The sequence below is a fragment of the Plesiocystis pacifica SIR-1 genome (assembly GCF_000170895.1).
Lineage (GTDB): Bacteria > Myxococcota_A > Polyangia > Nannocystales > Nannocystaceae > Plesiocystis > Plesiocystis pacifica.
In genome coordinates this window covers 138,186-161,492 of sequence record NZ_ABCS01000006.1, presented here as the reverse complement: position 1 = coordinate 161,492, position 23,307 = coordinate 138,186, and the positions used below count along the sequence as shown (strand labels likewise).

At 69.4% G+C, this 23,307-nt stretch carries 18 protein-coding genes; 17 read left to right on the top strand and 1 reads right to left on the bottom strand.

All coding sequences use genetic code 11. The features are described from left to right. Positions 1 to 66 precede the first annotated feature (66 nt). The 4 genes from PPSIR1_RS04950 (at position 67) to PPSIR1_RS04935 (ending at position 6,146) form a co-directional block, all read left to right on the top strand. Positions 67 to 1,509: a flavin-containing monooxygenase gene (locus PPSIR1_RS04950; RefSeq protein WP_006969894.1), complete on the top strand. Its 1,443-nt coding sequence runs from the start codon at positions 67 to 69 to the stop codon at positions 1,507 to 1,509. A 46-nt stretch (positions 1,510 to 1,555) separates the two neighbouring features. Beyond that, on the top strand, positions 1,556 to 4,060 hold the full coding sequence (locus tag PPSIR1_RS04945; RefSeq protein ID WP_045115378.1) for a penicillin acylase family protein: 2,505 nt from the start codon (positions 1,556 to 1,558) through the stop codon (positions 4,058 to 4,060). 96 nt (positions 4,061 to 4,156) lie between these two features. Next, on the top strand, positions 4,157 to 5,437 hold the full coding sequence (locus PPSIR1_RS04940) for a LysM peptidoglycan-binding domain-containing protein (protein WP_157595204.1): 1,281 nt from the start codon (positions 4,157 to 4,159) through the stop codon (positions 5,435 to 5,437). A 31-nt stretch (positions 5,438 to 5,468) separates the two neighbouring features. Then, positions 5,469 to 6,146 carry an MYXO-CTERM sorting domain-containing protein gene (locus PPSIR1_RS04935; protein ID WP_006969891.1) on the top strand — a complete coding sequence of 226 codons (678 nt, stop codon included), beginning with the start codon at positions 5,469 to 5,471 and terminating at the stop codon, positions 6,144 to 6,146. 9 nt (positions 6,147 to 6,155) lie between these two features. On the opposite strand, the gene PPSIR1_RS04930 is transcribed toward PPSIR1_RS04935, so the two are convergent. Further along, a complete protein-coding gene (locus PPSIR1_RS04930; protein WP_006969890.1) occupies positions 6,156 to 7,337 on the bottom strand; it encodes a sulfotransferase family protein in 1,182 nt (393 codons plus the stop codon). A gap of 73 nt (positions 7,338 to 7,410) precedes the next feature. Here PPSIR1_RS04930 and PPSIR1_RS04925 point away from each other — a divergent pair, with 73 nt between their 5' ends. From PPSIR1_RS04925 to PPSIR1_RS04865, 13 genes are all read left to right on the top strand, one after another. Then, entirely contained in the window at positions 7,411 to 8,019 is a 609-nt protein-coding gene (locus PPSIR1_RS04925; protein ID WP_006969889.1) for a hypothetical protein, read from the top strand. A gap of 182 nt (positions 8,020 to 8,201) precedes the next feature. Further along, positions 8,202 to 9,629, top strand: a complete 1,428-nt coding sequence (locus PPSIR1_RS04920) for a sigma-54-dependent transcriptional regulator (RefSeq protein ID WP_006969888.1) — start codon at positions 8,202 to 8,204, stop codon at positions 9,627 to 9,629. A 22-nt stretch (positions 9,630 to 9,651) separates the two neighbouring features. After that, a complete protein-coding gene (gspC, locus tag PPSIR1_RS04915; protein ID WP_006969887.1) occupies positions 9,652 to 10,695 on the top strand; it encodes a type II secretion system protein GspC in 1,044 nt (347 codons plus the stop codon). Continuing rightward, positions 10,692 to 13,025: a type II secretion system secretin GspD gene (gene gspD, locus PPSIR1_RS04910; RefSeq protein ID WP_006969886.1), complete on the top strand. Its 2,334-nt coding sequence runs from the start codon at positions 10,692 to 10,694 to the stop codon at positions 13,023 to 13,025. Before gspC ends, gspD begins: the two co-directional genes overlap by 4 nt. 13 nt (positions 13,026 to 13,038) lie before the next feature. Then, positions 13,039 to 14,988, top strand: a complete 1,950-nt coding sequence (gene gspE / locus PPSIR1_RS04905) for a type II secretion system ATPase GspE (RefSeq protein WP_006969885.1) — start codon at positions 13,039 to 13,041, stop codon at positions 14,986 to 14,988. 7 nt (positions 14,989 to 14,995) lie between these two features. Then, the gene (gspF, locus tag PPSIR1_RS04900; protein WP_006969884.1) at positions 14,996 to 16,264 is read left to right on the top strand and encodes a type II secretion system inner membrane protein GspF; all 1,269 of its coding nucleotides are present in this window, start codon (positions 14,996 to 14,998) and stop codon (positions 16,262 to 16,264) included. 176 nt (positions 16,265 to 16,440) lie between these two features. Beyond that, complete coding sequence (locus tag PPSIR1_RS04895) at positions 16,441 to 16,866, top strand: type II secretion system protein GspG (protein WP_006969883.1); 426 nt, start codon at positions 16,441 to 16,443, stop codon at positions 16,864 to 16,866. A gap of 40 nt (positions 16,867 to 16,906) precedes the next feature. Next, on the top strand, positions 16,907 to 17,782 hold the full coding sequence (locus tag PPSIR1_RS04890) for a pilus assembly FimT family protein (protein ID WP_006969882.1): 876 nt from the start codon (positions 16,907 to 16,909) through the stop codon (positions 17,780 to 17,782). Further along, positions 17,782 to 18,672, top strand: a complete 891-nt coding sequence (locus PPSIR1_RS04885) for a prepilin-type N-terminal cleavage/methylation domain-containing protein (RefSeq protein WP_086001016.1) — start codon at positions 17,782 to 17,784, stop codon at positions 18,670 to 18,672. Before PPSIR1_RS04890 ends, PPSIR1_RS04885 begins: the two co-directional genes overlap by 1 nt. After that, positions 18,669 to 19,367 (top strand): type II secretion system protein GspJ, encoded by a 699-nt coding sequence (locus PPSIR1_RS04880; protein WP_086001015.1) that lies wholly within the window; start codon positions 18,669 to 18,671, stop codon positions 19,365 to 19,367. The genes PPSIR1_RS04885 and PPSIR1_RS04880 overlap by 4 nt, the downstream gene beginning before the upstream one ends. A 2-nt stretch (positions 19,368 to 19,369) precedes the next feature. Beyond that, positions 19,370 to 20,797, top strand: coding sequence for a type II secretion system minor pseudopilin (locus PPSIR1_RS04875; RefSeq protein ID WP_045115377.1), 1,428 nt, complete (start codon positions 19,370 to 19,372; stop codon positions 20,795 to 20,797). A 12-nt stretch (positions 20,798 to 20,809) separates the two neighbouring features. After that, complete coding sequence (gene pilM, locus PPSIR1_RS04870; RefSeq protein WP_006969878.1) at positions 20,810 to 22,714, top strand: pilus assembly protein PilM; 1,905 nt, start codon at positions 20,810 to 20,812, stop codon at positions 22,712 to 22,714. Beyond that, complete coding sequence (locus tag PPSIR1_RS04865; protein ID WP_006969877.1) at positions 22,701 to 23,306, top strand: hypothetical protein; 606 nt, start codon at positions 22,701 to 22,703, stop codon at positions 23,304 to 23,306. The genes pilM and PPSIR1_RS04865 overlap by 14 nt, the downstream gene beginning before the upstream one ends. Position 23,307: the final 1 nt, after the last annotated feature.

Here is a 23,307-nt window from a genome sequence, read left to right as displayed (position 1 = left end):
GTCGAAGGGCCGCGTCAGGGGGTGCCCTTGCAGGCACGAAAGCGCGCCAGTACAGTGTTCTGTGCCATGCAAGACGTCGATGTGGTGATCGTTGGTGCGGGCATCTCCGGCATCGGAGCTGCCTACCACCTCAAGACCAGCTGCCCCGATCACAGCTTCGTCGTGTTCGAAGGTCGCGACCGCCTCGGCGGGACCTGGGACCTGTTTCGCTATCCGGGCATTCGCTCGGACTCGGACATGTACACCCTGGGCTTCGCGTTCAAGCCGTGGAAGGGCAAGACGATCTCCGACGGCGCGACGATCCTCGCCTACCTCGAGGAGACGGTGGAGGAGTTTGGCCTGGGGCCCTACCTGCGCTTCCAGCATCGGGTGCTCGCGGCCAACTGGTCGAGCGAGGCGCGGCGCTGGCTGGTCGACGTGCGCACGGACGCCGGCGAGGTCGAGCGCGTCCGCTGCAAGTTCCTGTTCATGTGCTCGGGCTACTACGACTACGCGCGCGGCTACACCCCGGACTTCGCCGACATGGATCGCTACGGCGGGACCCTGGTCCACCCGCAGCACTGGCCCGAGGACCTCGACTACACCGGCAAGCGGGTGGTCGTCATCGGCAGCGGCGCGACGGCCATGACCCTGGTCCCGGCGATGGCGGGCAAGGCGGCCAAGGTCACCATGCTGCAGCGCTCGCCGACCTACGTCCTCGACCTGCCCGGCCAAGATCCACTCGCCGCGACGGCCCAACGCTGCCTGCCCGAGCGCGCCGCCCACGTCCTCTCGCGCTGGTCCTCGGTCACCCGGACCATGGCCTTCTTCCACTTCTCCAAGGCCGCGCCCAAGGCCTCCAAGCGCCTGCTGATGGCCGGGGTCCGCCGCGCCCTCGGGCCCGACTACGACGTCGACACCCACTTCAACCCGCGCTACGGCCCCTGGGACCAGCGCCTGTGCGTGGTCCCCGACGGCGACCTGTTCGACGCGATCAACAGCGGCCAGGCCGAGGTCGTCACCGACCACGTCGAGCGCTTCACCGAGACCGGGCTGAAGCTGCGCTCGGGTGCCGAGCTCGACGCGGACATCGTCGTCACCGCCACGGGGCTGCGCATGTTGATCGGCGGCAACATCGACTTTCGCCGGGACGGCGAGCCGATCGTGCTCAAGGATCACATGGCCTACAAGGCGATGATGGTCTCCGACATCCCGAACATGGCGATCTGCTTTGGCTATACCAACGCCTCGTGGACGCTCAAGGCCGACCTGACCGCCGAGTACGTGTGCCGCTTGCTCCAGCACATGCGAGGCGGCGGCTACGAGGTGTGCGTGCCCCGAATCCGCGGGAACTTTGGCAGCGAGCAGCCCTTCATCGACCTGAGCTCGGGCTACATCGCGCGCGCGGTCGACCAGATGCCCAAGCAGGGCTCGAAGGCGCCCTGGCGCCTGCGTGAGAACTACGCCCTCGATCTCGTCGCGCTCCGCTATTCGCGGGTCGACGACGGGGTCATGGAATTCTCGCGCTAGAAAAAATGTCGCTGACGCGGCGCAGACCGGCGCTTAGCATGGGCGAATGCGCCGCAGCCCTTCGCCTCTCTCGCTGTTGATCTGGTCGTCCCTGCTCGCCCTCGGCTGCGGAGGCGGCGGTGGGGGCGAGGACGACGAGGTCGGCGAGTCCGGGAGCACGGAGGCCGAGGGCGGCGACTCGGACACCGGCTCGGAGGCGGACTACCAGGCGACGATCCGCCGGACCAGCCACGGCGTCGCGCACATCTACGCCGAGGACTGGGGCAGCCTGGGCTTTGGCCAGGGCTACGCCTTCACCGAGGACAAGGGCTGCATCCTCGCCGACCAGATCGTCAAGGTCCGGAGCCAGCGCTCGCGCTACTTCGGGCAGGGGGACAACAGCGCCAACCTCTACAGCGATCTGGCCTTCCTGCACCTCGACGTGCGCGGCTTCGCCGAGGCGAACTTCAGCCGGCTCCAGCCGTGGGTGCAGGAGGTCACGCGCGGCTACGCGGCCGGCTACAACGCCGCCGTGGCCGCGGGCACCATCGGGGGGGAGTGCGACGGGGCGGACTGGGTCCCGGCGCAGATCGACGAGTACGACCTGTTCTCTTACCACTACAACCTGGCCCTGCTCGCGAGCAGCTGGCAGTTCATCGCGGCGATCGGCTCGGCGACGCCCCCCGGCGGGGCCCCGCCCTCGCCCCCGCCCGAGCACGCGCCGCCCTTTACGACCATCAACGGCCACCGCGGCGTGCTCGGCAGCAACGGCTGGGGCGTGGGCTCGGAGCTCAGCGCCGGCGGCAAGGGCATGCTCTTCGCCAACCCCCACTTCCCCTGGCACGGCGAGTTCCAGCTGTGGGAGAGCCACCTCGTCGGGCCCGAGGGCTTCGAGGTCTACGGCGTCGGGCTGCTCGGGGTGCCCGGCGTGCTGATCGGCTTCAACGAGGGCATGGCCTGGACCCACACTGTGTCCGACGGCCACCGCCTGACCCTCTACGAGATGGACTGCCCGCCCGGGGAGCCGACCAAGTACTACTACGACGGCGAGCTCCTCGACATGGAGTCGCAGACCTACGAGGTCGAGGTGCTCCAGGGCGACGGGACCCTGGCCCCGGTCAGCCGCACGCTGTGGCGGACCATCCACGGGCCGATGATCAACGTCGAACCCTTTTATTGGACCGAGGCCCTGGCGCTGTCCTACCGCGACGCGAACATCGAGAACTTCAGGCTCATCGAGCAGTTCATGGGCATGAACGGCGCCAAGACCCTCGAGGACTTCCAGCAGGTCCACGCCGAGGTCAACGGCGTCCCCTGGGTCAACACCGTCGCAACTTCGGCGGATGGCCGGGCCTGGTACATGGACTCCGCGGCGACCCCCAACCTGAGCCCCGAGGCGATCGCGGCCTGGTACGAGCGCCGGGACATGGGCGGCTTCACCAAGGCCTTCGCCGACGAGGACGTGTGGCTGCTCGAGGGCAATACCAGCCGCGACACCTGGGTCGACGATCCGAGCGCGGCGCGGGCCGGCCTGGTCCCCGCCGCCGACCAGCCCCAGCTCGAGCGGACGGACTTCGTGTTCAACGCCAACGACAGCCACTGGTTGAGCAACCCCAAGAGCCCCCTCGAGGGCTACTCGCCCCTGCACGGCTTCGAGGCCACGCCTCGGCAGCTGCGCACGCGCCTCAACGCGCAGATGCTCCTCGACATCGACGCGGGCGGAGGCTTCGCCGGGGCCGACGGCAAGCTCGACCTCGACGAGCTCGAGACCGCGGCCCTGGCCAACCAGGGCATGGCCGAGATCCTGCTGCGCGAGGCGCTGGTCATGCGCTGCACCGGCGTGGGGCCGTGGGAGGTCGACGGGGAGAGCGTCGAGCTGGGTGAGGCCTGCGCGGTGATCGAGGCCTGGGACGGCCTGCTCGACCTCGACAGCGTCGGCGCCGTGGTCTGGCGCGAGTGGATCAGCGACTACGGCTACCTCAACACCTACACCCTGTCCGACAACGGGGCGCTCTACGCCGAGCTCTTCGACCCCGCCGACCCCGTGGGGACGCCCTCGGGCCTGGCCCCCGCCTCGGGCCCCGACGATGACCGGGCCCTCGACGCCCTCGCCCGCGCCGTGCTGCGCTTGCAAGAGGCCGGCGTCGCCCTCGACGCGCCCCTTGGCTCGGTGCAGTTCGCCCGGCGCTTCGGCCAGGACATCCCCATGCACGGCGGCATCCGCAACGAGGGCATGACCAACATGATCGTCAACGAGGAGCTGCGCAGCGACCTGGGCGAGATCCCCCAGCAAAGCGCGCTGATCCACGAGGAGTCGGGCCTGACCGACGAGGGATACTTGGTCAACTATGGCAGCAGCTTCATGATGGTGCTCGAGTACACCGACGAGGGCCCCGAGGCCCGGGCGATCCTGAGCTACTCGCAGTCGGCCGAGGCGGGCTCGGGCTGGACCACGGACCAGACCGAGATGTTCTCGAACAAGCAGTGGCGCCCGGCCCTGTGGCACGAAGCGGACATCCTCGCCGATCCGAACCTCAGCGAGTACAGCGTCGAGGGCAACGCGCAACAGTAGGCTTGGGAGCCCGCCAGGCCCTGCGCTGGCGCGCACTTGAAGGGCTCACCGCCCCAGCGGTAGCGTGGGGTGGCGATGTGGTGGACGGTCGCAGCGATGGCGAGCCTGCTCGGGGCGTCGCCGCCGAGCCCAGCCGAGGCCGAGCCGGCAGCGGCGACGAAGGCTGCGACCGCCGCCGCGCTGCCAGCCGAGAGCGTGCAGGGCAGCTGGGTCGAGGCCAAGGGCATCGCCGCCCTCGAGGTCCCCGCCTGGCAGCGGCTGTGGGAGGGCGACCAGACCGAGCACCTCGACCACCCGCGCTGGGTCCGGCACGAGGCCGGGGCGCGCGAGACCCTGTCCGACGTGGCCGCGCGCTACGGGGCCGACGCCGACTTGCTGCGCAAGTGGAACGAGAAGAGCCTGACCAACAAGCGGCGCTACCTCAAGGTCGGCACGGCGCTGCGGGTCAAGGCCGTCCGCGTGCCGCCGCCGCGCCGCGAGCTGAGCATCGTCGCTCGCCTCGGCGACACCTGGGAGAGCCTCGCCGTCGGCTATCGCGTCGACGTCCGCGACCTCAAGGCCTACAACGACGCCCACGACGAGGACAGCAACGTGCCCCTCGCGCTCGGGCGGGCGATCACGGTGTGGTTCGACCCGGGCGTGCCGTGGACCGTGGGCCGCGAGCGCGGGCCGGAGGTCGACCCGGCCTGGATGGCGGCGGTCAGCCCCGGGGCGCTGAGCCACGGCCACCCCAACAAGGGCAAGATCGTCGGCGAGCCCTGCCTGCTCCCCGATCACCCCGCGCTCTACACCCGCCGCTTCGAGCGGATCGCCCACGGCAGCAGCTACGCCGTCGGGGTCATCGTCACCGCCTTCGCCAATTTCCGCCGGGACACGGGCTACCAGGGCGAGGTCATCGTCGGCTCCGTCTCGCGCCCCCACGGCCGCCGCTTTCCCCCGCACCGCTCGCACCAGACCGGGCGCGACGTCGACATTCGCCTGCCGCTGCTGCCGTGGTTCACGCCCCACGTCGAGCCGGCCGAGGAGGAGGTCGACTGGCGCGCGCTGTGGGGCTTGATCGACGCCTTCCTGGCCACGGGTCAAGTCGAGATGATCTTCCTCGACCACTACATGCAGCGCCCGCTCTACTACGCGGCCCTGTCCATGGGCGCCACGCCCGAGGAGCTCGACGAGATCATCACCTGGCCGCGGCGCGACGGCGGCAAGGGCAAGAAGATCATCCGCCACTCCAAGGGCCACGAGGGCCACATCCACGTGCGGATCCGCTGCGGACCCGAGGAGCCCGACTGCCGCACGCGCAAGGGCTGGCGGCTGCGCCTGGAAGAGAAGAAGAAGCGCGAGGCCGCCGAGGCCGCGGCCAAGAAGTCGGGGCGGTGAACCGCTCCGCGGGCTCGGAGACTGTCCGGGCATGACGCTCTCTCGTCGCGCTGGTCTGCTCGCCCTGACCCTGACCGCCGGCGTGGGCGCGGGCCTCGCTCCTGCCTCGGCCGAGGCGCTGAGCTGCGCGGGCGAGCACGGCGAGGAGCTCGAGCTCGAGCTCCAGACCATCGAGCGCGACGGCGAGGCCGTGGCCCTCGAGCTCGCCGACGAGGTCCCGGGCACCTGGGCGTTCCGGCTGATCCCCGGGAGCGGGGGCAGCCTCACCCTCAACGACGAAGGCTACGGGCGCTGGACCTACTTCGACCTCGACACGGCCATCGACCCCACCCCCGAGGTCGCGAACTACATCGAGGCCTCCGAGGCCCGCCGGACCTCGGGGCGCGTGTGCGGGGGCATCCCCTTCGTCGCGGCCAAGCCTGGGGTCTACGCCCTCGATGAGCTCGACAGCGTCGGCGAGCTCGAGGGCGGCCTGGAGATGCCCGAGGGCACGGTCTTGACCCTCGACGCGGCGCGAGAGGTGGTCACCGTGGAGTTCGAGACCGAGGCGGGGGCCCACGTGCTGAGCTACGAGGTCGTCGACTTCTACTTCCCCGAAGACCGCGACAGCGGCTGCTCGGTGACCAGCTCGCCCTCGGGCCCGGCCGGCCTGGCCTGGAGCCTGGGCCTGCTCGCGTTGGTCGGCTGGCGTCGGCGCGCCCGGGCGTAGAGATCCGGCCTAGATCAGCAGCCCAAAGCGCGAGCGGTAGTCGGCGAAGTACTCGTCGAGGATGTCCTCGCTAAAGCCGAAGTCCTCCGGCGTGTAGCGGTGCCGCCCCGCCTTGTGCTGGCGGTTCTCCGTCAACCACGCGCCCGCGCGCTCGAGGGCGTCGGCGTCCGTAGCGAAGTCGAGCTTGGCCCCGAGCCGGCGCAGCACCTCGCCCGGGCTGGCGATGAGCTCGCGGTAGGGCAGGTCGATGAAGCGCTCGGCGGGCAAGCTGGCGCGGCTGCGCTCGAGGGCCCGCAGGCCGTTGTCGAGCAGGCCGAGGGTGTAGGCGCCGATCTCCGTTCGGGTCCGCGGGGCGTCGGTGTGCACGGACTGGCGAGTGGCGCACAAGCTGGCGAGGGAGGGCGCGACCTCGGCGGGGTCGCGGTGCAGGTGGATCACCGTCGCGTCGGGGTAGGTCGCAAACAGGGCCTCGAGCTGCCACAGGTGGAAGGGGTCCTTGAGCACGAGGCGCGCGGAGCCTCGACCGTTGAGCTGCGCGAGGGCCCGGAGCCAGCGGGCGTGGTCGGCGTAGGCCGGGCGCATGTCGAGGCCCCGCAGGTGGCGGACGTAGCTGGGCACGAAGTAGCGAAAGGCGTTGACCAGGGTCGTGAAGCTCGGCCCGAGCAGCCAGTTGCACTCGTCGGGCCAGTCGGCGTCCATGAGCCGGATGGTGCGCAGCTCGGGGGCGGCGGTGTAGAGCGCGTCCAGGAAGGCGCGGGTGTCCTCGCGGGCGGCCGCGGCGGCCTCGCTCGAGCCGCTCGCCTTCGCCAGCGGCGCGCGCAGCTGCCACAGCGGGGGGGCCCAGATTCCCGGGACCCGTGCCAGCAAGTTATGCAGCAAGCTCGTGCCCGTGCGCGGGAAGCCCGTGATCACCAGGGGGCGCTCGATGGCCGCCGCGTCGGGCCCTGCGTGGGCGGCCTCGTAGGTTGCGAGGGCGCTGCGCTGGCACAGCTGGTCGACGAGGCGATCGTGGGCGCGCTGCCGTCCAGCGGGGCTGAGCCGGGCTTCCTCGCGCAGAGCCTTGAGCAGCACGGCGAAGCTCTGCTCGAAGCCGGGGGCGAGAGCGTGGGAGTCGAGGGCCGGGTCACCCAGGCGCTCGCGGGCGCGCTGGAGGAGGGACTCGGGGTCGAGCGGGGACGTCGTCGAGCCCATGTCCGATCAGTAGCACGGGATCCGCGCCAGGGGGTGTTTCGACTTCGCGCGCGAACGCGGCTACAACCCGGCCGTGCCTGCCGAGCCGCACCCCGATTCTGCGGAGACGTCCACGGACGAGGGCGTCGAGTCGCCCGCCATCGAGCCCGAGCTGCCGAGCCCCAAGGGCGCCGTCGAGTGGACCGAGGGAGAGGAGCCCGGCGAGGCCGAGGCGCGCCGACGCATCGGCGTGCGCGTGCTGTTGGTCCTGGGTGTGGTCCTCGCCGTGCTCATGTACGTGTTCGGCTCGGCGACCGTGCGCTCTTACGAGCAGTTCGAGACCTACCGCTCGGCGACCCTCGACGACCCCCAGAGCCCGCCCGCGTGGGAGGCCGAGACCCTCGACATCGACGGCTGCGTGGACGCGGTGCTCGACTGGATGGAGGCCTGCCCGGGCATGTCGAGCTGGTGCGAGGGCTCGCTGCCCGACGTGACGAACATGTGCCTGGCGACGGCCGATCGCGGCGACTACTGCGAGGAGGTCGGCGCGGCCGTGGGCTCGACGCGCTTTGGCTACCACGAGTGCGCCGAGCGCTACGACGCCATCGACGGACGCTACGCCCGGCGGGCGGCGAAGAAGCACTGCTCGCTGATCTATCGGGTCATCGCCGGCCACTGCCGCGACGCGAATCAGGGGCTCTGAGTCCGTGAACGCGGAGGCTGCGCCGTGCGTGAGATCCGCGGCCTGGATCCAGCCGTCTGCCAAATTGTCATTGCGCACTCGACACTGTGACAGCGGGGCGGGCGAGGCTGTCCCAGGCACAATTCAAGTCCCTAAAATCATTCAGCTTTGATCGTGGTCCAGGCCTTGCTTCAATCGCCGGCATGGTGTCCCGCGAGAGCCAGACCGTCCTCGTCGTCGACGACGAGGCCAACATCCTCGAAGCCCTGCGCAAGGTCCTGACCAAGGAGGGCTTTCGGGTGCTCACGGCGGGCACGGGTCGGCAGGCCCTCGAGGTCCTGCGCAAGCAGCCGGTGCGCGTGATGATCACCGACCTGCGCATGCCGGGCATGACCGGCGACGATCTGCTCAAGGCCGCCAAGGCGATCACCCCCGAGGTCGAGGTCATCGTGATGACCGCCTACGGCACGGTCGAGAACGCGGTCGAGGCCATGAAGCTCGGCGCCTACGACTTCGTCAGCAAGCCGCTCAAGCGCGCGACGGTGGTCGCCGCGGTCCGCAAGGCCCTCGACAAGCAGGCCCTGGTCGTCGAGAACAAGCAGCTCAAGGCCCAGATCGCCCAGCTCGCGGCGAGCAACCAGCGGACCATCATCGGCAACAGCCAGGTGATGCGCGCGACCTTGGAGATGGCTCGGCAGGCGGCGAACTCCTCGGCCACGGTGCTCTTGCTCGGCGAGAGCGGCACGGGCAAGGAGCTCATGGCGCGCTACATCCACGAGCAGAGCCCCCGCATCGAGCGGCCCTTCGTGGCCACCAACTGCGCGGCGCTGCCCGAGTCCATCCTCGAGTCCGAGCTCTTCGGCCACGAAAAGGGCGCGTTCACCGGGGCCGTCCGCGCGCGCGCAGGTCGCTTCCAGGAGGCCGACGGCGGCTCCCTGTTCCTCGACGAAATCGGCGAGATCCCGCTCCCGGTCCAGGTCAAGCTGCTCCGCGCCCTCCAGGAGGGGGAGGTCGAGCCCGTCGGCGGGCGGACCACGAAGGTCGATTTCCGCCTGGTCTGCGCGACCAACCGCGACCTCACGCAGGAGGTCAAGGCTGGGCGCTTCCGTGAGGATTTGTTTTATCGCATCAACGTGGTCCCCATCCGCATCCCGCCCCTGCGGGACCGCCTCGAGGACGTCCCCTTGCTCGCCGATCACTTCCTGCGCATGTACGTCAGCCGCCACGGCAAGTCCGTCGAGGGCATCAGCGACGCGGCCCTCGAGGTCATGGGTCGCTACGGCTGGCCGGGCAACGTGCGCGAGCTCGAGAACGCCATCGAGCGCGCGGTGGTCCTGGCTCGCGGAGCGGTCATCGACGTCGACGACCTGCCGCCAGAGCTGCGCGATCCCCAGGCCGGCCACGGGCGCCAGCTGACCTTCAGCGTGGGCACCCCCCTCGAGGAGGTCGAGCGGCGCATGCTGATGGAGACCCTCAAGTTCACCCGCGGCGACAAGCGCCTGGCCGCCGACTTGCTGGGCATCGCCACGCGCACCATCTACCGCAAGCTCGAGTCCGGGCAGATCCAGGACGAGAGCTACACGCCCCACCGCGAGAAGGGCGACAAGGACACCAAAGGGGTGATCCACTGAGCCACGCTCGAGGACGAAGGCCATGGAAGCTACGCTCAAAAAATATTTTTGGCTGATCAAGCTGGCCGGCGTCGCCGCGGTGGTGTTCTTCGCCGCCAGCGCGGGCGTGAACATGTTTGGCAGCAAGTTCCTCCTGAAGCCCGCCGGTGAGGCCATCGCCGAAGGCGCCGGCGAGGGCGAGGAGGGCGAGGAGGACGGCGAGGATCCCCAGGACGCGGCGCGCAAGCGTCAGCAGGCCATGCTCGACCGCCTCCACGGCGGCGGGACCACGGTCAAGTCCATGAAGGAGGGCGTGGCCAAGCGGATCACCGACGGCCGGATGTTCTGCCCGACCTGCGAGCCCGAGGTGTCCGAGGAGGAGGCCGCGGCCGATCCCATGTCGATGTCTGGGCCGGTGCGCCCCGGCGAGATCAAGAGCCGCCTGCCCCTGCAGCTGCTGGCGACCATGGAGTCCGACGACCCGACCTACTCCATGGCGACCATCCTGCACACGGACACCAACATCCTCGCGCCCTACAGCCCCCAGGACCAGATCCGCGCGGGCGTGGTCGTGCAGCGAGTCGAGCGCGGCCGGGTCGTGTTCCTCAACGGCCGGCAGATGGAGTACATCGAGCTCGGCGCCGGCGCGCCCCCGCCTCCGCCGCCCGCGGCCAAGCCCACCCTCGCGCCCGAGACCAAGGGCAAGGACAAGAAGAACAGCCGGGAGATCGAGGGCGCGGCCGATGCCATCAGCTGCGACGGTGACTTCACCAGCTGCACCGTGGACAAGCGCTTCGTCGAGAAGCTCCTGTCCAACCCGGCGCAGCTGGCCCGGCAGGCCCGCATCGTCCCGGCGGTCCGCGACGGCGAGACCAAGGGCTACAAGTTCTACGGCATCCGCCCCGGCAGCTTGCCGAAGCTCCTGGGCATGAAGAACGGCGACTTGCTGACGACCGTCAACGGCAACCAGCTCAAGTCCATCGACTCGGCCATGAACCTCTACACCAAGCTCCGCAACGCCTCGCACCTCTCGGTCACCATCGAGCGCAAGGGCGAGACCGTGCAAAAGGAAATCGACATCAAATGAGCGCCAAGGACCTCGTCAACGCCGTCACCGAGCGGGCCCGTGGGGCCGGCTCCGGCCTGGCCATCGCGGGCTCGATCTTCGCCCTGTTCACGACCTCGATTCCGGCCTACGCGGCGCCCCCGGCCCGCGGCTCTGCGCCCGCTCCGACGGCCCGCCCCGGCGGCGACCTGAGCGGGGACGAGGGCGGCAACTCGTGCAAGAAGTGGCCGGCGGGCAAGAAGTTCACGATCACCATCCCGCGCGAGGCCGAGCTCGAGCAGCTGGTCCAGTGGATGATGACCATCTCGTGCCAGAAGTTCATCTGGAACGGGAAGATCCGCAGCGGCAAGGTCACCATCCTCTCGCCCGAGAAGGTCACCCTGCGCGAGGCCTACGCGGCCTTCTACGCGGCCATCGAGAGCATGGGCCTGACCGTCGAGCCGACCGGCGACTACTTCAAGATCGTCGAGAGCGCCGACGCCAAGTCCCTCAACCTGCCCGTCTACGAGGACGGGCGCCCGGTGCCCAACAACGACCGCTACGTGACCCAGCTGGTCCGGATCAAGAGCGGCAGCACCGCGGACATCACCGCCGTCGCCGGCAAGCTCAAGAGCAAGCAGGGCAGCGTCGAGGTCGTCGGCAACCTGCTGATCATCACCGACCGCGGCTCGGTGGTCCGGCGCCTGCTCAAGATCATCAAGGAGCTCGACGAGGGCGGCGGCACCGGCGAGAAGATCTTCTTTTATCAGCTGCAGTACGCCGACGCCGAGGAGGTCGCCCAGATCGTCCGCGACGTGTTCGGTGAGAGCTCCGGGAGCAGCAAGACCAGCAAGACCAAGAAGAAGAGCAGCACCCCCGAGGCCAACTTCTCCCGGGTGATCGTCGACCCCCGCACGGGCACGCTGATCATCACCACCTCGGAGAGCGACTACGCGACCATCCTCAAGCTCATCCAGCAGCTCGACGTGCGCCTGCCCGGCGGCGGCGGTCGCATCCATGTCAAGCAGCTGCGCAACGCCGACCCCAAGGAGCTCGCCCAGGTGCTCCAGAGCCTGACCCAAGGCGGGGGTGGCGGCAGCGCGGCCAAGAAGGGCGGCAACAAGGCCGCGACCGCGGGCGGAGCCTCGGCCGAGCTGTTCTCGGGCGACGTCAAGATCACCGCCGACGAGGCCACTCGCTCCCTGGTGATCATCGCCTCGGCCGCGGACTACAAGTCCCTCGAGCCGATCATCGATGAGCTCGATCGCGACCGCAAGCAGGTCTACCTCGAGATCTACCTGCTCGAGGCCTCCGTCGGGCGCTCGCTGACGACCGGCGCCGGTGCTCACTTCGCCGGGCAGTTCGGCCAGGGCGAGCAGCAGTCCGTGGGGCTGATCTCGTCCTCGCCCTCGCCGGACGTCAGCTCCATCCTGCTCTCGCCGGCGGCGCTCTCGGGCCTGGCCGGCGGCCTGATCGGCCCGCAGCTCATCGGCACGGGCGCCCAGCTCGGCCTCGAGCGGGACATCCCTGCCTTCGGCGTGGTCATCCAGGCGCTGCAGAGCAACGACGACGTCAACATCGTCGCCGAGCCGCACATCTACACCGCCGACAACAAGGAGGCGCAGATCGAGGTCGGCCGCAAGGTCCCGACCCCGGGCGCGCTGCAGTTCGGCGGGGCCGGTGGCGGCACCTCGCTCACGCCCCTGCAGTCCATCAACCGCGAGGACGTGACCCTCGACATCAAGGTCACGCCCCACGTCAAGGACGAGACCAGCTTGACCCTCGACATCGAGCTCGAGGACCGCGACGTCGTCGACCAGGACCCGGTGCTCGGCGTGACCACGACCAAGCGGCGGATCAAGCTCGAGAACGTGCTGGCCCGCGACGACCTGCCGGTGGTGCTCGGCGGCCTGATGCGCGAGCGCGAGCTCGAGAACACCCAGCAGGTCCCCGGCCTCGGCTCCATCCCCATCCTCGGCTGGCTGTTCAAGCGCCGCGTGAAGCAAAAAGAGAAGATCAACCTGCTGATCGTGCTCATCCCCCACGTGGTCGAGACCGCCGACGACATCCGCCGCATCCACGAGCGGCGCACCCGCGAGCGCATGGAGTTCCTCGAGCGCGAGACCTCCTTCAAGCGCCGCGACCTCGACACCAACGTCAACTACCGCAGCAAGGCGGGCCTGCTCGCCAACATCGACCGCGAGGCCCGGCGCCTCGAGCAGCAGGAGATGCTGCTGCGCCAGGCCGAGGCCGAGCTCGCGTCCGAGCAGATCACGGGCGAGCTGGGCATGAGCCCGCGGCCCGCCGAGGAGGACGGCGGGACGACCTCGCCGGCGCCCAAGACCAAGGCGCGGGCCACCAAGAAGAAGTGAGGCAGGGCTGAGCATGTCTACGCGTCGACCGCCCCCTCCGCCGCCTGGGCAGAACCCGCCCCGGCGTCCGCCCCCGCCTCCGCCGCCGAGCGCGGCCCCGGCCCAGGGGCAGCCGCTGCACGCTAGCGCGCCGACTCCGGCCCCGGCCCAGCCCGTCGCCGAGGCGGCCCCGGCCGGGCCCGCCCTCGGCCTCGAGCGTCGCCCGCTGGGCGAGCTGCTCATCGACGAAGGCATCATCACCCACGAGCAGCTGGCCGAGGCCCTGTCGATCCAGCACCTCGAGAGCGAGCGCGTGGGCGAGTCCCTGGTCCGCCTCGAGCACTGCACCGAGCTCGAGGTCATGCGCGGGCTCGGGCGCCAGTTCGGCCTGCCGGTCCTCGACAAGCTCGCCGACGCCGAGATCCAAGACGAGCTGTGCGAGCAGCTGCCGATCGGCTACGCCCGCGGCAACCTGGTGCTCCCGTGGCGCCTCGACGCCGACGACGACCGCCTCGACGTGCTCGCCGCGGACCCGCTCAAGCTCGACGAGCTCGACGACCTGGCCACGGTCTACGACGCCGACCTCGAGGTCACGCTGATCCCCCCCAGCGTCATCCTCGAGCTGATCAACAAGACCTACTCGAAGCGGACCAAGGACGTCGACCTCGAGCAAAAAGAGGACGAGTACGGCGAGGAGGACGAGGACATCCTGCACGCCTCGGCCGAGGACGCGCCGATCATCCGCTTCGTCAACTCGCTGATCTTCAACGCCTCCAAGTCCAAGGCCTCGGACATCCACATCGAGCCCGGCGACAAGGAGGTCGTGGTCCGCTACCGCGTCGACGGCGTGCTCAAGGAGGTCCGCCGGGCGCCCAAGGGCCACCTGTCGAGCATCGTCGCCCGCGTCAAGATCATGGCCGGGCTGAACATCGCCGAGAAGCGCCTGCCCCAGGACGGCCGGATCCGCCGCAAGATCGCCGGCAAGGAGGTCGACATGCGCGTGGCCACGGCCCCGGTCAGCCACGGCGAGCGCATCACCATCCGGCTGCTCGACAAGTCGGCGGTCATGCTCGACCTCGACACCATCGGCATCGCCCCAGACCACCTGCGCATCGTCAAGGAGACGATCCACCGGCCCCACGGCATCTTCCTGGTCACCGGCCCCACGGGCTCGGGCAAGACGACCACGCTCTACTCGGCCCTGTCCGAGATCAACACCCCGGACCTCAACATCCTCACGGTCGAGGACCCCGTCGAGTTCCAGCTCCAGGGCATCAGCCAGGTCCAGGTCAACGCCAAGATCGACCTGACCTTCGCCAAGGGCCTGCGCTCCTTCCTGCGCCACGACCCCGACGTGATCATGGTCGGCGAGATCCGCGACCTCGAGACCGCCGAGATCGCGATCCAGGCCTCGCTGACCGGTCACCTGGTGCTCTCGACCATCCACACCAACGACGCGGCCACGGGCATCACCCGCCTGGTCGACATGGGCGTGCAGCCCTTCCTGGTCGCCAGCTCCCTGGTCGCGCTCCAGGCCCAGCGCCTGATCCGGCGGGTCTGCCCGCACTGCGCCCGCGCGGTCGCGCCGGACCCCAAGGAGCTCGACGAGATGGGCATCATCCCCGAGGCCTTCTTCGCCGGCGAGCAGTGCCTCAAGGTCCCGGTCCGCGAGGAGGACGGGACGATCATCCCGATCACCGCGCCCAAGGGCTACTCGCTCCCGCCCCAAGGGACGCTGTGGGCCGCCGAGGGCTGCGACAAGTGCAACGGCACGGGCTACCGCGGGCGCACCGGCGTCTACGAGCTGCTCGCCGTCACCGAAGAGATTCGCCGCCTGGCGATCCGCAACGCCAGCGGCGCGGAGATCAAGCGCGCCGCCATCGAGCAGGGCCTGCGCACCTTGCGAGACGACGGCGCCCACAAGGTGCTGTCGGGGATCTCGACCATCGACGAGGTCATGCGCGTGACCGCCGAGGAGGCCTGAAGAAGCCATGCCCGCCTACGCCTATACGGGACTCAACGCCAGCGGAAAGACCGTCAAGGGCATCGAGACTGCGGAGAGCGTCGGCGCCCTCAAGGGCTCGCTCAAGCGCAAGGGCGTGTACCTGACGGCGGTGACCGAGACCGCCTCGGGCTCGGCCGTCAGCTCCAACGCCACCAGCAACGTCCGGGGCGGGGGCGGCGTGGGCAGCCGCGAGGTCGATCTGGGCCAGCTCTTCGACCGCATCCGGCCCAAGGACGTCTCCGGCGTCACCCGGCTCATGAGCACCCTGCTGTGCGCGGGCGTGACCTTGCCCGAGGCCCTGGTCGCGCTGACCGACCAGGTCGAGAGCCCGCGCTTCAAGAACGTGCTCTCGGACATCGGCAGCAAGGTCAACGAGGGCTCCTCGCTGGCCGACGCCATGGCCTCGCACCCCAAGGTGTTCACCAAGCTCTACATCAACATGGTCCGCGCCGGTGAGGCCTCGGGCTCGCTGGAGACCGTGCTGATCCGCATCGCGGACTTCATGGACCAGCAAGAGGAGCTGCGCTCCAAGGTGACCACGGCGATGTTCTACCCCGTGGCCATGGCCTTGGTCGGCGTCGGCGTGGTGACCCTGTTGATGGTCAAGGTCGTCCCGAGCATCTCGGAGATCTTCGCGGGCCAGGGGGCCGAGCTGCCCTTCACCACCCGCACGCTGATCGGCTTCTCGGACTTCCTGGTCGGCTACTGGTGGCTCGTGTTCGGCGCCACCTTCGGCATCATCTACGCCTTCAAGGCCTACCGCGACTCGCCCAAGGGCCGCCGGACCACCGACGCGATCATCCTGCGCACCCCGATCATCGGGACCTTGGCGCGCAAGATCGCCATCGCCCGCTTCGCCCGGACGCTCTCGACCATGCTGGCGTCGGGGGTCCAGCTCCTCCAGGCCCTCGACATCGTGCGCAGCCTGCTGGGCAACGTGATCCTCGAGAAGGTGCTCAGCGAGGCCCGCGACGAGATCCGCGAGGGCGCCGGCATCGCCCCGTCGCTCAAGCGCAGCGGGCAGTTCCCGCCCCTGGTCACCCACATGATCGCCGTCGGCGAGCGCTCCGGCCAGCTCGAGCAGATGCTCACCGACCTGGCCGACGCCTACGACCGCGAGGCCTCGTCTGCCATCACCCGCGCGACCTCGGTGCTCGAGCCCCTGATGATCGTGCTCATGGGCGGCACCGTCGGCTTCATCGTGTTCGCGATCATGACACCGATCTTGCAGATGAACGAGATGGGCGCTCAGTGAGCCCCAAACCAACCCTCCGCTCCGTTTTCTCGCCCCTTCGAGCGCCCCCTCCAGACATTCCGACAATTTGGCCGCCGCAGCCGCGCCACTTCGTCAATCCAGCCAACCCAACTTTTGAGCCGGGCGTTGCACCTCGCCCGCCCCGAGACACCCTTTCATCAGTCAAGGACACCCACATGAGCACCGAGCAGATGCAAAAGAAGCTGACCCGTGGCGCCGCCGCTCGCGGCACCCGCGGCATGACCCTCATCGAGATCCTGGTCGTGCTCGCGATCATCGGCCTGATCATGGGCGGCGTGGCCGTCGTCGCGTCCAACGCCCTGGGCGACGCCAAGGTCAAGACCGCGCAAAAGGACATCTCCAACCTCGAGACGAGCGTCGAGATGTACCAGATCCAAAAGAACAAGTGCCCCAAGAGCGTGCAGGACCTCAAGGCCGCCGGGATCATCAAGAAGGTGACCAAGGACCCCTGGGGCGGCGAGTACACCATCAAGTGCCCCGGTGAGCACGGCTCCGTCGACATCTTCTCGGCGGGCGAGGATCAGCAAGAGGGCAACGAGGACGACGTCGTGTCGTGGGAGACGGAGCAGGCCGAGGAGTAGGCCGCGCCGCCTCTGAATCCAGACTGAATCGAGCCGCGTCATGTCCGTGCCCCGCCTCCGCCGTCATCCCCTTCTCGCCAGCGCGCGCGCGTCGGCGGATCGGCGCGGGCGCTCGCGCGGGCTGACGCTCATCGAGATCCTCGTCGTCTTGTTCATCATCGTGCTCATCATGTGGAGCGCGACGGTGAGCATGGGCGCGGCGGCGCAGGCCGAGGTCGTCCGCGGGACCAACCAGCTCGCCTCGACGATCCGCTTTTGCTACGACCGCGCCCGGTTCACGGGGGCCTACTACCGGCTGCACATCGACTTCGAAAAGCGCAGCTTCCAGATCCAGCGGGCTGACGACGCGATGTACCTGCCGTCCACGGACCTCGACGGCGCGCTGTTCAAGCGCGACGAGCGGGACCTCGAGGACCAGGACGAGCGCGACAAGCAGGCCGCCGAGGCCTACTACAGCTCGATCGCCTCGGCCTACCTCGACCAGCAAGGCGGCGGCGATCCCCTCGACCCCTACGCGGTCTCCAAGAAGGAGGTCCCGCGGGCGCGCAAGCCCCTGTTCGACTCCTTCGAGTCCGACGGCACCCTGGGCGAGCTGGCCGAGCCCCTGATCTTCCCCGAGGGCGTGGAGATCATCAGCGTCCAGACCGACTCGGACCCCGAGCCGATCACCGAGGGCGAGGCCGACCTCTACTTCTTCCCCCGCGGCCAGACCCAGCACGCCCACATTCAGCTCAAGGGTCGGCCCAAGCTGCGCCAGCGCCTCGTCGGCGAAGAGGACGTCGTCTACACGATCATCGTCCAGCCGCTGACCGGCAAGGTCACCGTGGAGTCCGAGCTCATCGCCCTCGAGCTGCCCGATCTGGTCGGCGACGAGGAGGACGACCAGGGCAACAAGAAGGAGCGGAGGAGCTTCTGATGGCCGACGCGACGCAGACGTCTCGAAGCCCTCGGTCCCCGCGGACCAAGCCCCGCCACCCGCGGCACCTCGGCGTGCCCGTGCGCCGCTCGGGGGTGTTCCTGGGCCCCGGCGCCGGTGGGCCGTCCAAGGCCGGTAAGAAGAAATCCAAGCAGGGCAAGGAGCGCTCGAACAAGGGCAAGGCCAAGGCCGCAGATCAGACCGGCTTCACCCTGCTCGAGGTGCTCATCGCCGTGGCCATCCTCGCCGTGGTCATGACCTCGATGCTCGCCTCGCAGCTCAACAGCATGCAGGCCACGCGCTACGCCCGGGACATCACCGCGGCGGCGCTGCTCGCCGAGAACGTCATCGTCAACCTCGAGTTCGAGCACCGCCAAGAGGGCTGGGTCAGCTCGGACCAGGAGTTCGAGGGCGACTTCTCCGACCAGGGCTACCCGGACATGGACTGGGTGTGCACGGTGCACTTCATCGAGCTGCCCGAGTACAACCAGCTGCTCGAGGCCAAGGAGGGCGCCGACGAGGTGTCCGGCTCTTCCGACGACAACGTCGTCGACGCGGGCGACCAGGCCTTCGGCGCCCTCGGCATGGTCTGGCCCATCGTCAAGGCGGCGATCGAGAACTCCATCCGCAAGGTCGACTGCACCGTCAAGTGGAAGCAGGGCAAGCTCGAGCACGAGTTCGTGCTCCAGACCTTCTGGACCGACCCCGCGGCGCTCTTGCAGCTGCCTGGGGCGGGCGGCGAGTTCACCGAAGAGGACGACAACTCGGGCTCCGAGGACCCGACCGATCCCTCGTCCCGGGGCGGCGGCAGCGGGAGCTCGGGCAGCGGCCCGCGGGTCAACCAGCGCTTGCAGGGGAGCCCCGGCACCCAGAACCTGGGGGGCGGATGATGGCTGCTCGTCAGACCGACCGACGCGGCATGACCCTGATCGAGGTCCTCGTGGCCATGGCGATCGTGACCATGATGATGGTCTCGGTTTGGAGCAGCTTCAGCTCCACCGTGCGCGCCATGGAGGAGACCGAGAAGATCCAGGATCGCTACGCGATGATCCGCAACACCATGGACCGGATGAGCTCCGAGGTGTCCATGGCCTACCTGTCCTTCAACCGGCCCCAGGAGGAGACCCGGCACTTCACCCTGTTCGAGGGCCGCGGCAGCGCCGACGGGGACAGCCTGACCTTCTCGAGCTTCGCCCACCTGCGCATCCGTCGCGACTCCAACGAGAGCGACCAGACGGTGATCCAGTACTTCCTGGGCCCCGACGAGGACGACTCCTCGCGCACCCACCTCTACCGCCGCGAGACCACTCGCCTGACCGGCGACCTGCCCGAGGACCTGCGCCGCTACGCCCCGGCCTACGTGCTGTGCGAGGACGTCGAGAGCCTCGAGTTCCGCTACTGGGATCCCGCCGATCAGGACTGGCGCGACGAGTGGCGGACCACCTCCAACGACGAACAGCCCGACCGCATGCCCCCGCGCATCGAGATCAAGCTCGGCGTCCGCAACGAGCAGACCGAGGAGACGGAGTACTTCGTCACCCAGGCCGTGATCATCATGCAAGAGAAGATCGATCTGGAGAAGTGAGCATGGCCAAGATCGACACGCAGCACGACGAGGGCGAGGCGCAGGAGCTGGACGCGACCGAGCTGGACGCGTCGCTCGAGGAGGTGCTCGAGGACGACGAGGACGACGAGGACGACGCGGACGAGCCGCGCCTGGGTCGGGGCCGCGAGAACCAGCAGGGCATCGCCATCCTCATGGTCCTGATCGCCCTGGCGATCCTGTTCCCGTTCACGGCGACCTTCAACTACAAGGCCCGGGTCGACTGGCAGAGCGCCGTCAACCACGGCGCCGAGGTCCAGGCGCGGGCCATCCAGCGCGGCGCGATGCAGCTGTCGGTGCTGATGTTCGAGCTGCAGCGCATGGTGTTCAACCAAAAGCAGTTCCGCGACATGGTCGGCGCCATGGACATCACCATGCTCGCGCCCTACCTGATGTCGGTGTTCGGGACCGAGGACGGGGCCGAGGGCCTGGGCGCGCTGGTCGGCCTCGACACGAGCTCGCTCAACGAGCTCGCCCTCGAGGGCGGCGGCAGCTTCGAGGTCCGGCTCGAGGCCGAGAGCGGCAAGATCAACGTCAACTGCCTCGCCATGGAAAAGGACGGCGACAGCGACAAGAACCGGCCCCAGGCGCGGACCTACGAGACCCTCGAGGCCCTGCAGATGCCCAAGCTCTACGACCCTCTGTTCGACGAGGAGAAGAGCGACGGCAACCGCTACCTGCGCTACGACGTGCTCCGGGCGATGGTCGACTACATCGATCCGGACCGCGGCAAGTTCAGCACCTACCGCCTGGCCAACTCGTCCCAGGACGAGCGCTACCGCTACACCGAGCTCTACGACCCCTACCAGGCCCGCAACGCCCGGCTGGACTCGGTCCAGGAGCTGCACCTGGTCGCCGGCATCGACGACGACTGGATGGCCGCCTTCGCCCACGAGCTGACGGTCTACGGCGGCTGCAAGGTCAACCTCAACTTCGCCAGCCCCGAGCAGGTCGCGCTGGTCCTGCGCCACGCCGTGTCCGGCAAGGATCGCTGGAAGACCGAGGGCGAGAACTTCCTGACCATGACCATGCCGCTGGCCAACTTCGTGGTCGAGAGCCGGGAGTTCAACCTGTTCACCAAGCTCGACGACGTCAAGAAGCTCGTCGATAACCCCGACAATTTCGTCAACCCGCTGACCTTGTTCGGCGAGGACGGCGACTCGGACAACCTCGCCAACGTGCCCAAGGTGCCCGACGGCATGGATGTCCGGGTCAACGGCGGCGAGCGAGACGGGGCGACCTGGGGCGGCCTCAAGGACGTCGCCACCGTCACCCCCGAGCGCATCTATCGCCTCGAAATCATCACCACCGTCGGCAGCGTCAACAAGCGCGTCACGGCGGTCTACGACATCCAGTACGCGCGCAGCCAGAGCCAGGGCAAGGGCGCGTGGCTGTACTACCGGGAAGACTGAGACCGAGAGCCCATGGCCCAGAAGTTCGTCGGAGTCGACCTCGGCAATCGCCGGGTCAAGATCGCGGTCATCACCTCGGGGTTCCGCGGAGCCCAGGTGATGCACGTGTGGGAAAAGAGCGTGTCGGGCACGCCGGGGGAGGGTGGAGATCCCACGGACCCGGCGATCGACACGGCGCTGAAAATGATCGAAGAGCGCGGCCTCGCGGGCCTGCCCACGGGCGTGTGCCTGCCGGGCGGCTCGGGCAGCTACCGCGTGCTGACCTTCCCCTTCGAGGACCCGCGGCAGATCGCCCAGGCGGTGACCTTCGAGGCGGACGGCCAGTTCCCGCTGCCCATCGAAGAGCTCGCCGTCGATCACCTGACCATCAAGCGCGGCGACGGGCAGGGTCGGGCCCTGGTCGTCGCGGCCAAGCGGACCACCATCCAGCACGTCACGGCGCGCTTCGAGCTCGCCAAGCTCAACCTCAAGCTCGTGACCACCAGCGCGCTGGCGCTGGCCCAGGCCCTCTCGACCCTGCCGGCGCCGGAGCTGCCCCCGGGCTCGACGGACCCGGGCGAGCCGGTGCGGCTGATCGTCGACATCGGCTACAAGAGCACGGACGTCGTCGCCCTGGCCAAGACCGGCCCCGTGGGCGCCCGGACCCTGCGCCGCGGCACTCGGCAGCTGGTCCGCGAGCTCAAGAAGGCCTGGCGCGTCGACGCGCAGACGGCCGAGCGGACCCTCGCCGAGCAGGGCAACGTCGACGACCCCGCGGTGCGCCGCGCCCTCCAGCCCCTGCTGCGGGAGCTCGAGCACACCCGCCAGTGGCTGCGCGCCGAGCTGGGCTGCCAGATCGTGGAGATTCAGCTCGCCGGCGGGGCCTCGCGCCTGCGCGGGCTCGGGCCGTGGGTCGGCCGCGAGCTCGGCCTGCAGGTCGGGCCGGTCGCGCCCGCCGAAGGCGGGGCGCTGCGCGGGGTCCAGGGCCGCGAGTGGGGGGGGGCCCTCGTCGCCCTCGGGGCGGCCGTGGCCACGGGCCGGCGCCCGCTGATTCAGCTCCACGACGCCTTTGACGGCGGGGCCGGGGACGGGCAGTGGCTGCAAAAGCAGGTCCCGACCCTCGCCGCGCTGGGCGTGGCCATCTTGGCCTTCGCCTTCGCCGACAGCCTGGTCAAGGTGCGGGCGGCCGAGCGCGAGCGGGACGCCTACGCCGCGGAGCTCGAGGCCGAGACCGCCGACGTGTTCGGCACGGCCTACGGCAGCTCCGACCTGGTCCGGGCCAAGCTCGCCTCCGTCGACGGCGGGGACATGCGCAGCCAGATCCCCGAGCGCGGCGCCCTCGAGGTGCTCGAGCTGCTGACCAAGCACACCGCGCCCGAGGGCGGGCGTCAGGCCCCCGAGGCCCTGCCGCTGCCGCCGGGCTACACCACGGGCGTGGGCCCCGACGGCCTCCCGGCGATCATGGGCCCCGACGGCCAGCCCGTGCCCATGGGCCCCGACGGCCAGCCGCTGATCCCCGGCGTCGACCCGACCGGGGCCGCGCCGCCTGCCGGGGAGCCCCCCGCGGGCGAGGAGGGCGAAGGCTTCGCCCTCGCGCCGGTCACCGACATCAACGCGGGCGTGCTCCCCGACGACGACCTGGTCGTCACGAGCATCGAGATCCGCGAGCTCAAGGTCGAGATGAACGTGTCCGCGACGCGCTCGACCACCCAAGACCGCCTCGCGGTCAAGCTCGAGCGCATCGCCTGCATCGACGAGATCACCAAGGGCGTGGTCCGGGACCGCAACGACCGCAACACCTTCGAGATGACCCTCGACCACAACTGCTACACGGGCAACACGGCCATGGAGGGCGCCGTCGAGGAGCAGAGCGACGAAGCCGAGGGGGCCGTCGGCGAGGCCGCCGCTGAAGAGGAGGACGACAATGGCGAAGGTTGATGCCAAGCACGCCGGGCCCAGCTTCTGGGACAAGCTCCAGCCCCGCGAGCGCGTGCTCGTGTCGGCGCTCATCGGGGTCGCCTTCATCATGGGCGCGTTCCTGATCTTCTTCTTCCGCGCCAAGCAGCTCGCGGCCATCGACGAGGAGATCACGGACCTGCAGGACGGCCTGGACCTGACCCGGACCTTCGGCAGCGCCTACAAGGAGAAGCTCGCCTCGAAGAACCAAAAGGACGAGAAGATCTCGGACAAGCCGCTGTCCTTCTCGACCCTCGTCGAGCAGGCCGCGTCCGTGGCCGAGGTCAAGGCCAGCAACCAGGAAGAGAAGCAGCCCGTCGAGCTCGTGCCCGGCCTGCAGATGCGGACCTACGAGTTCGACCTGCGCAGCGTGAGCCTGGCCCAGCTGACCAATTTCCTGACCGCCATCGAGGGTCAGGAGGAGCAGGTCGTGCTGACCCACGGCCTGACGATCCGCTCGCCGAGCGTCAGCGAGGACCGCCTCAACGTCGACGTCGTGCTCGCGACCTACGAGCGCGTCGCGATCGAGGGCGAGGGCGAGGACGAGAGCGGCGGCGACGAGGAGGACAAGTGAG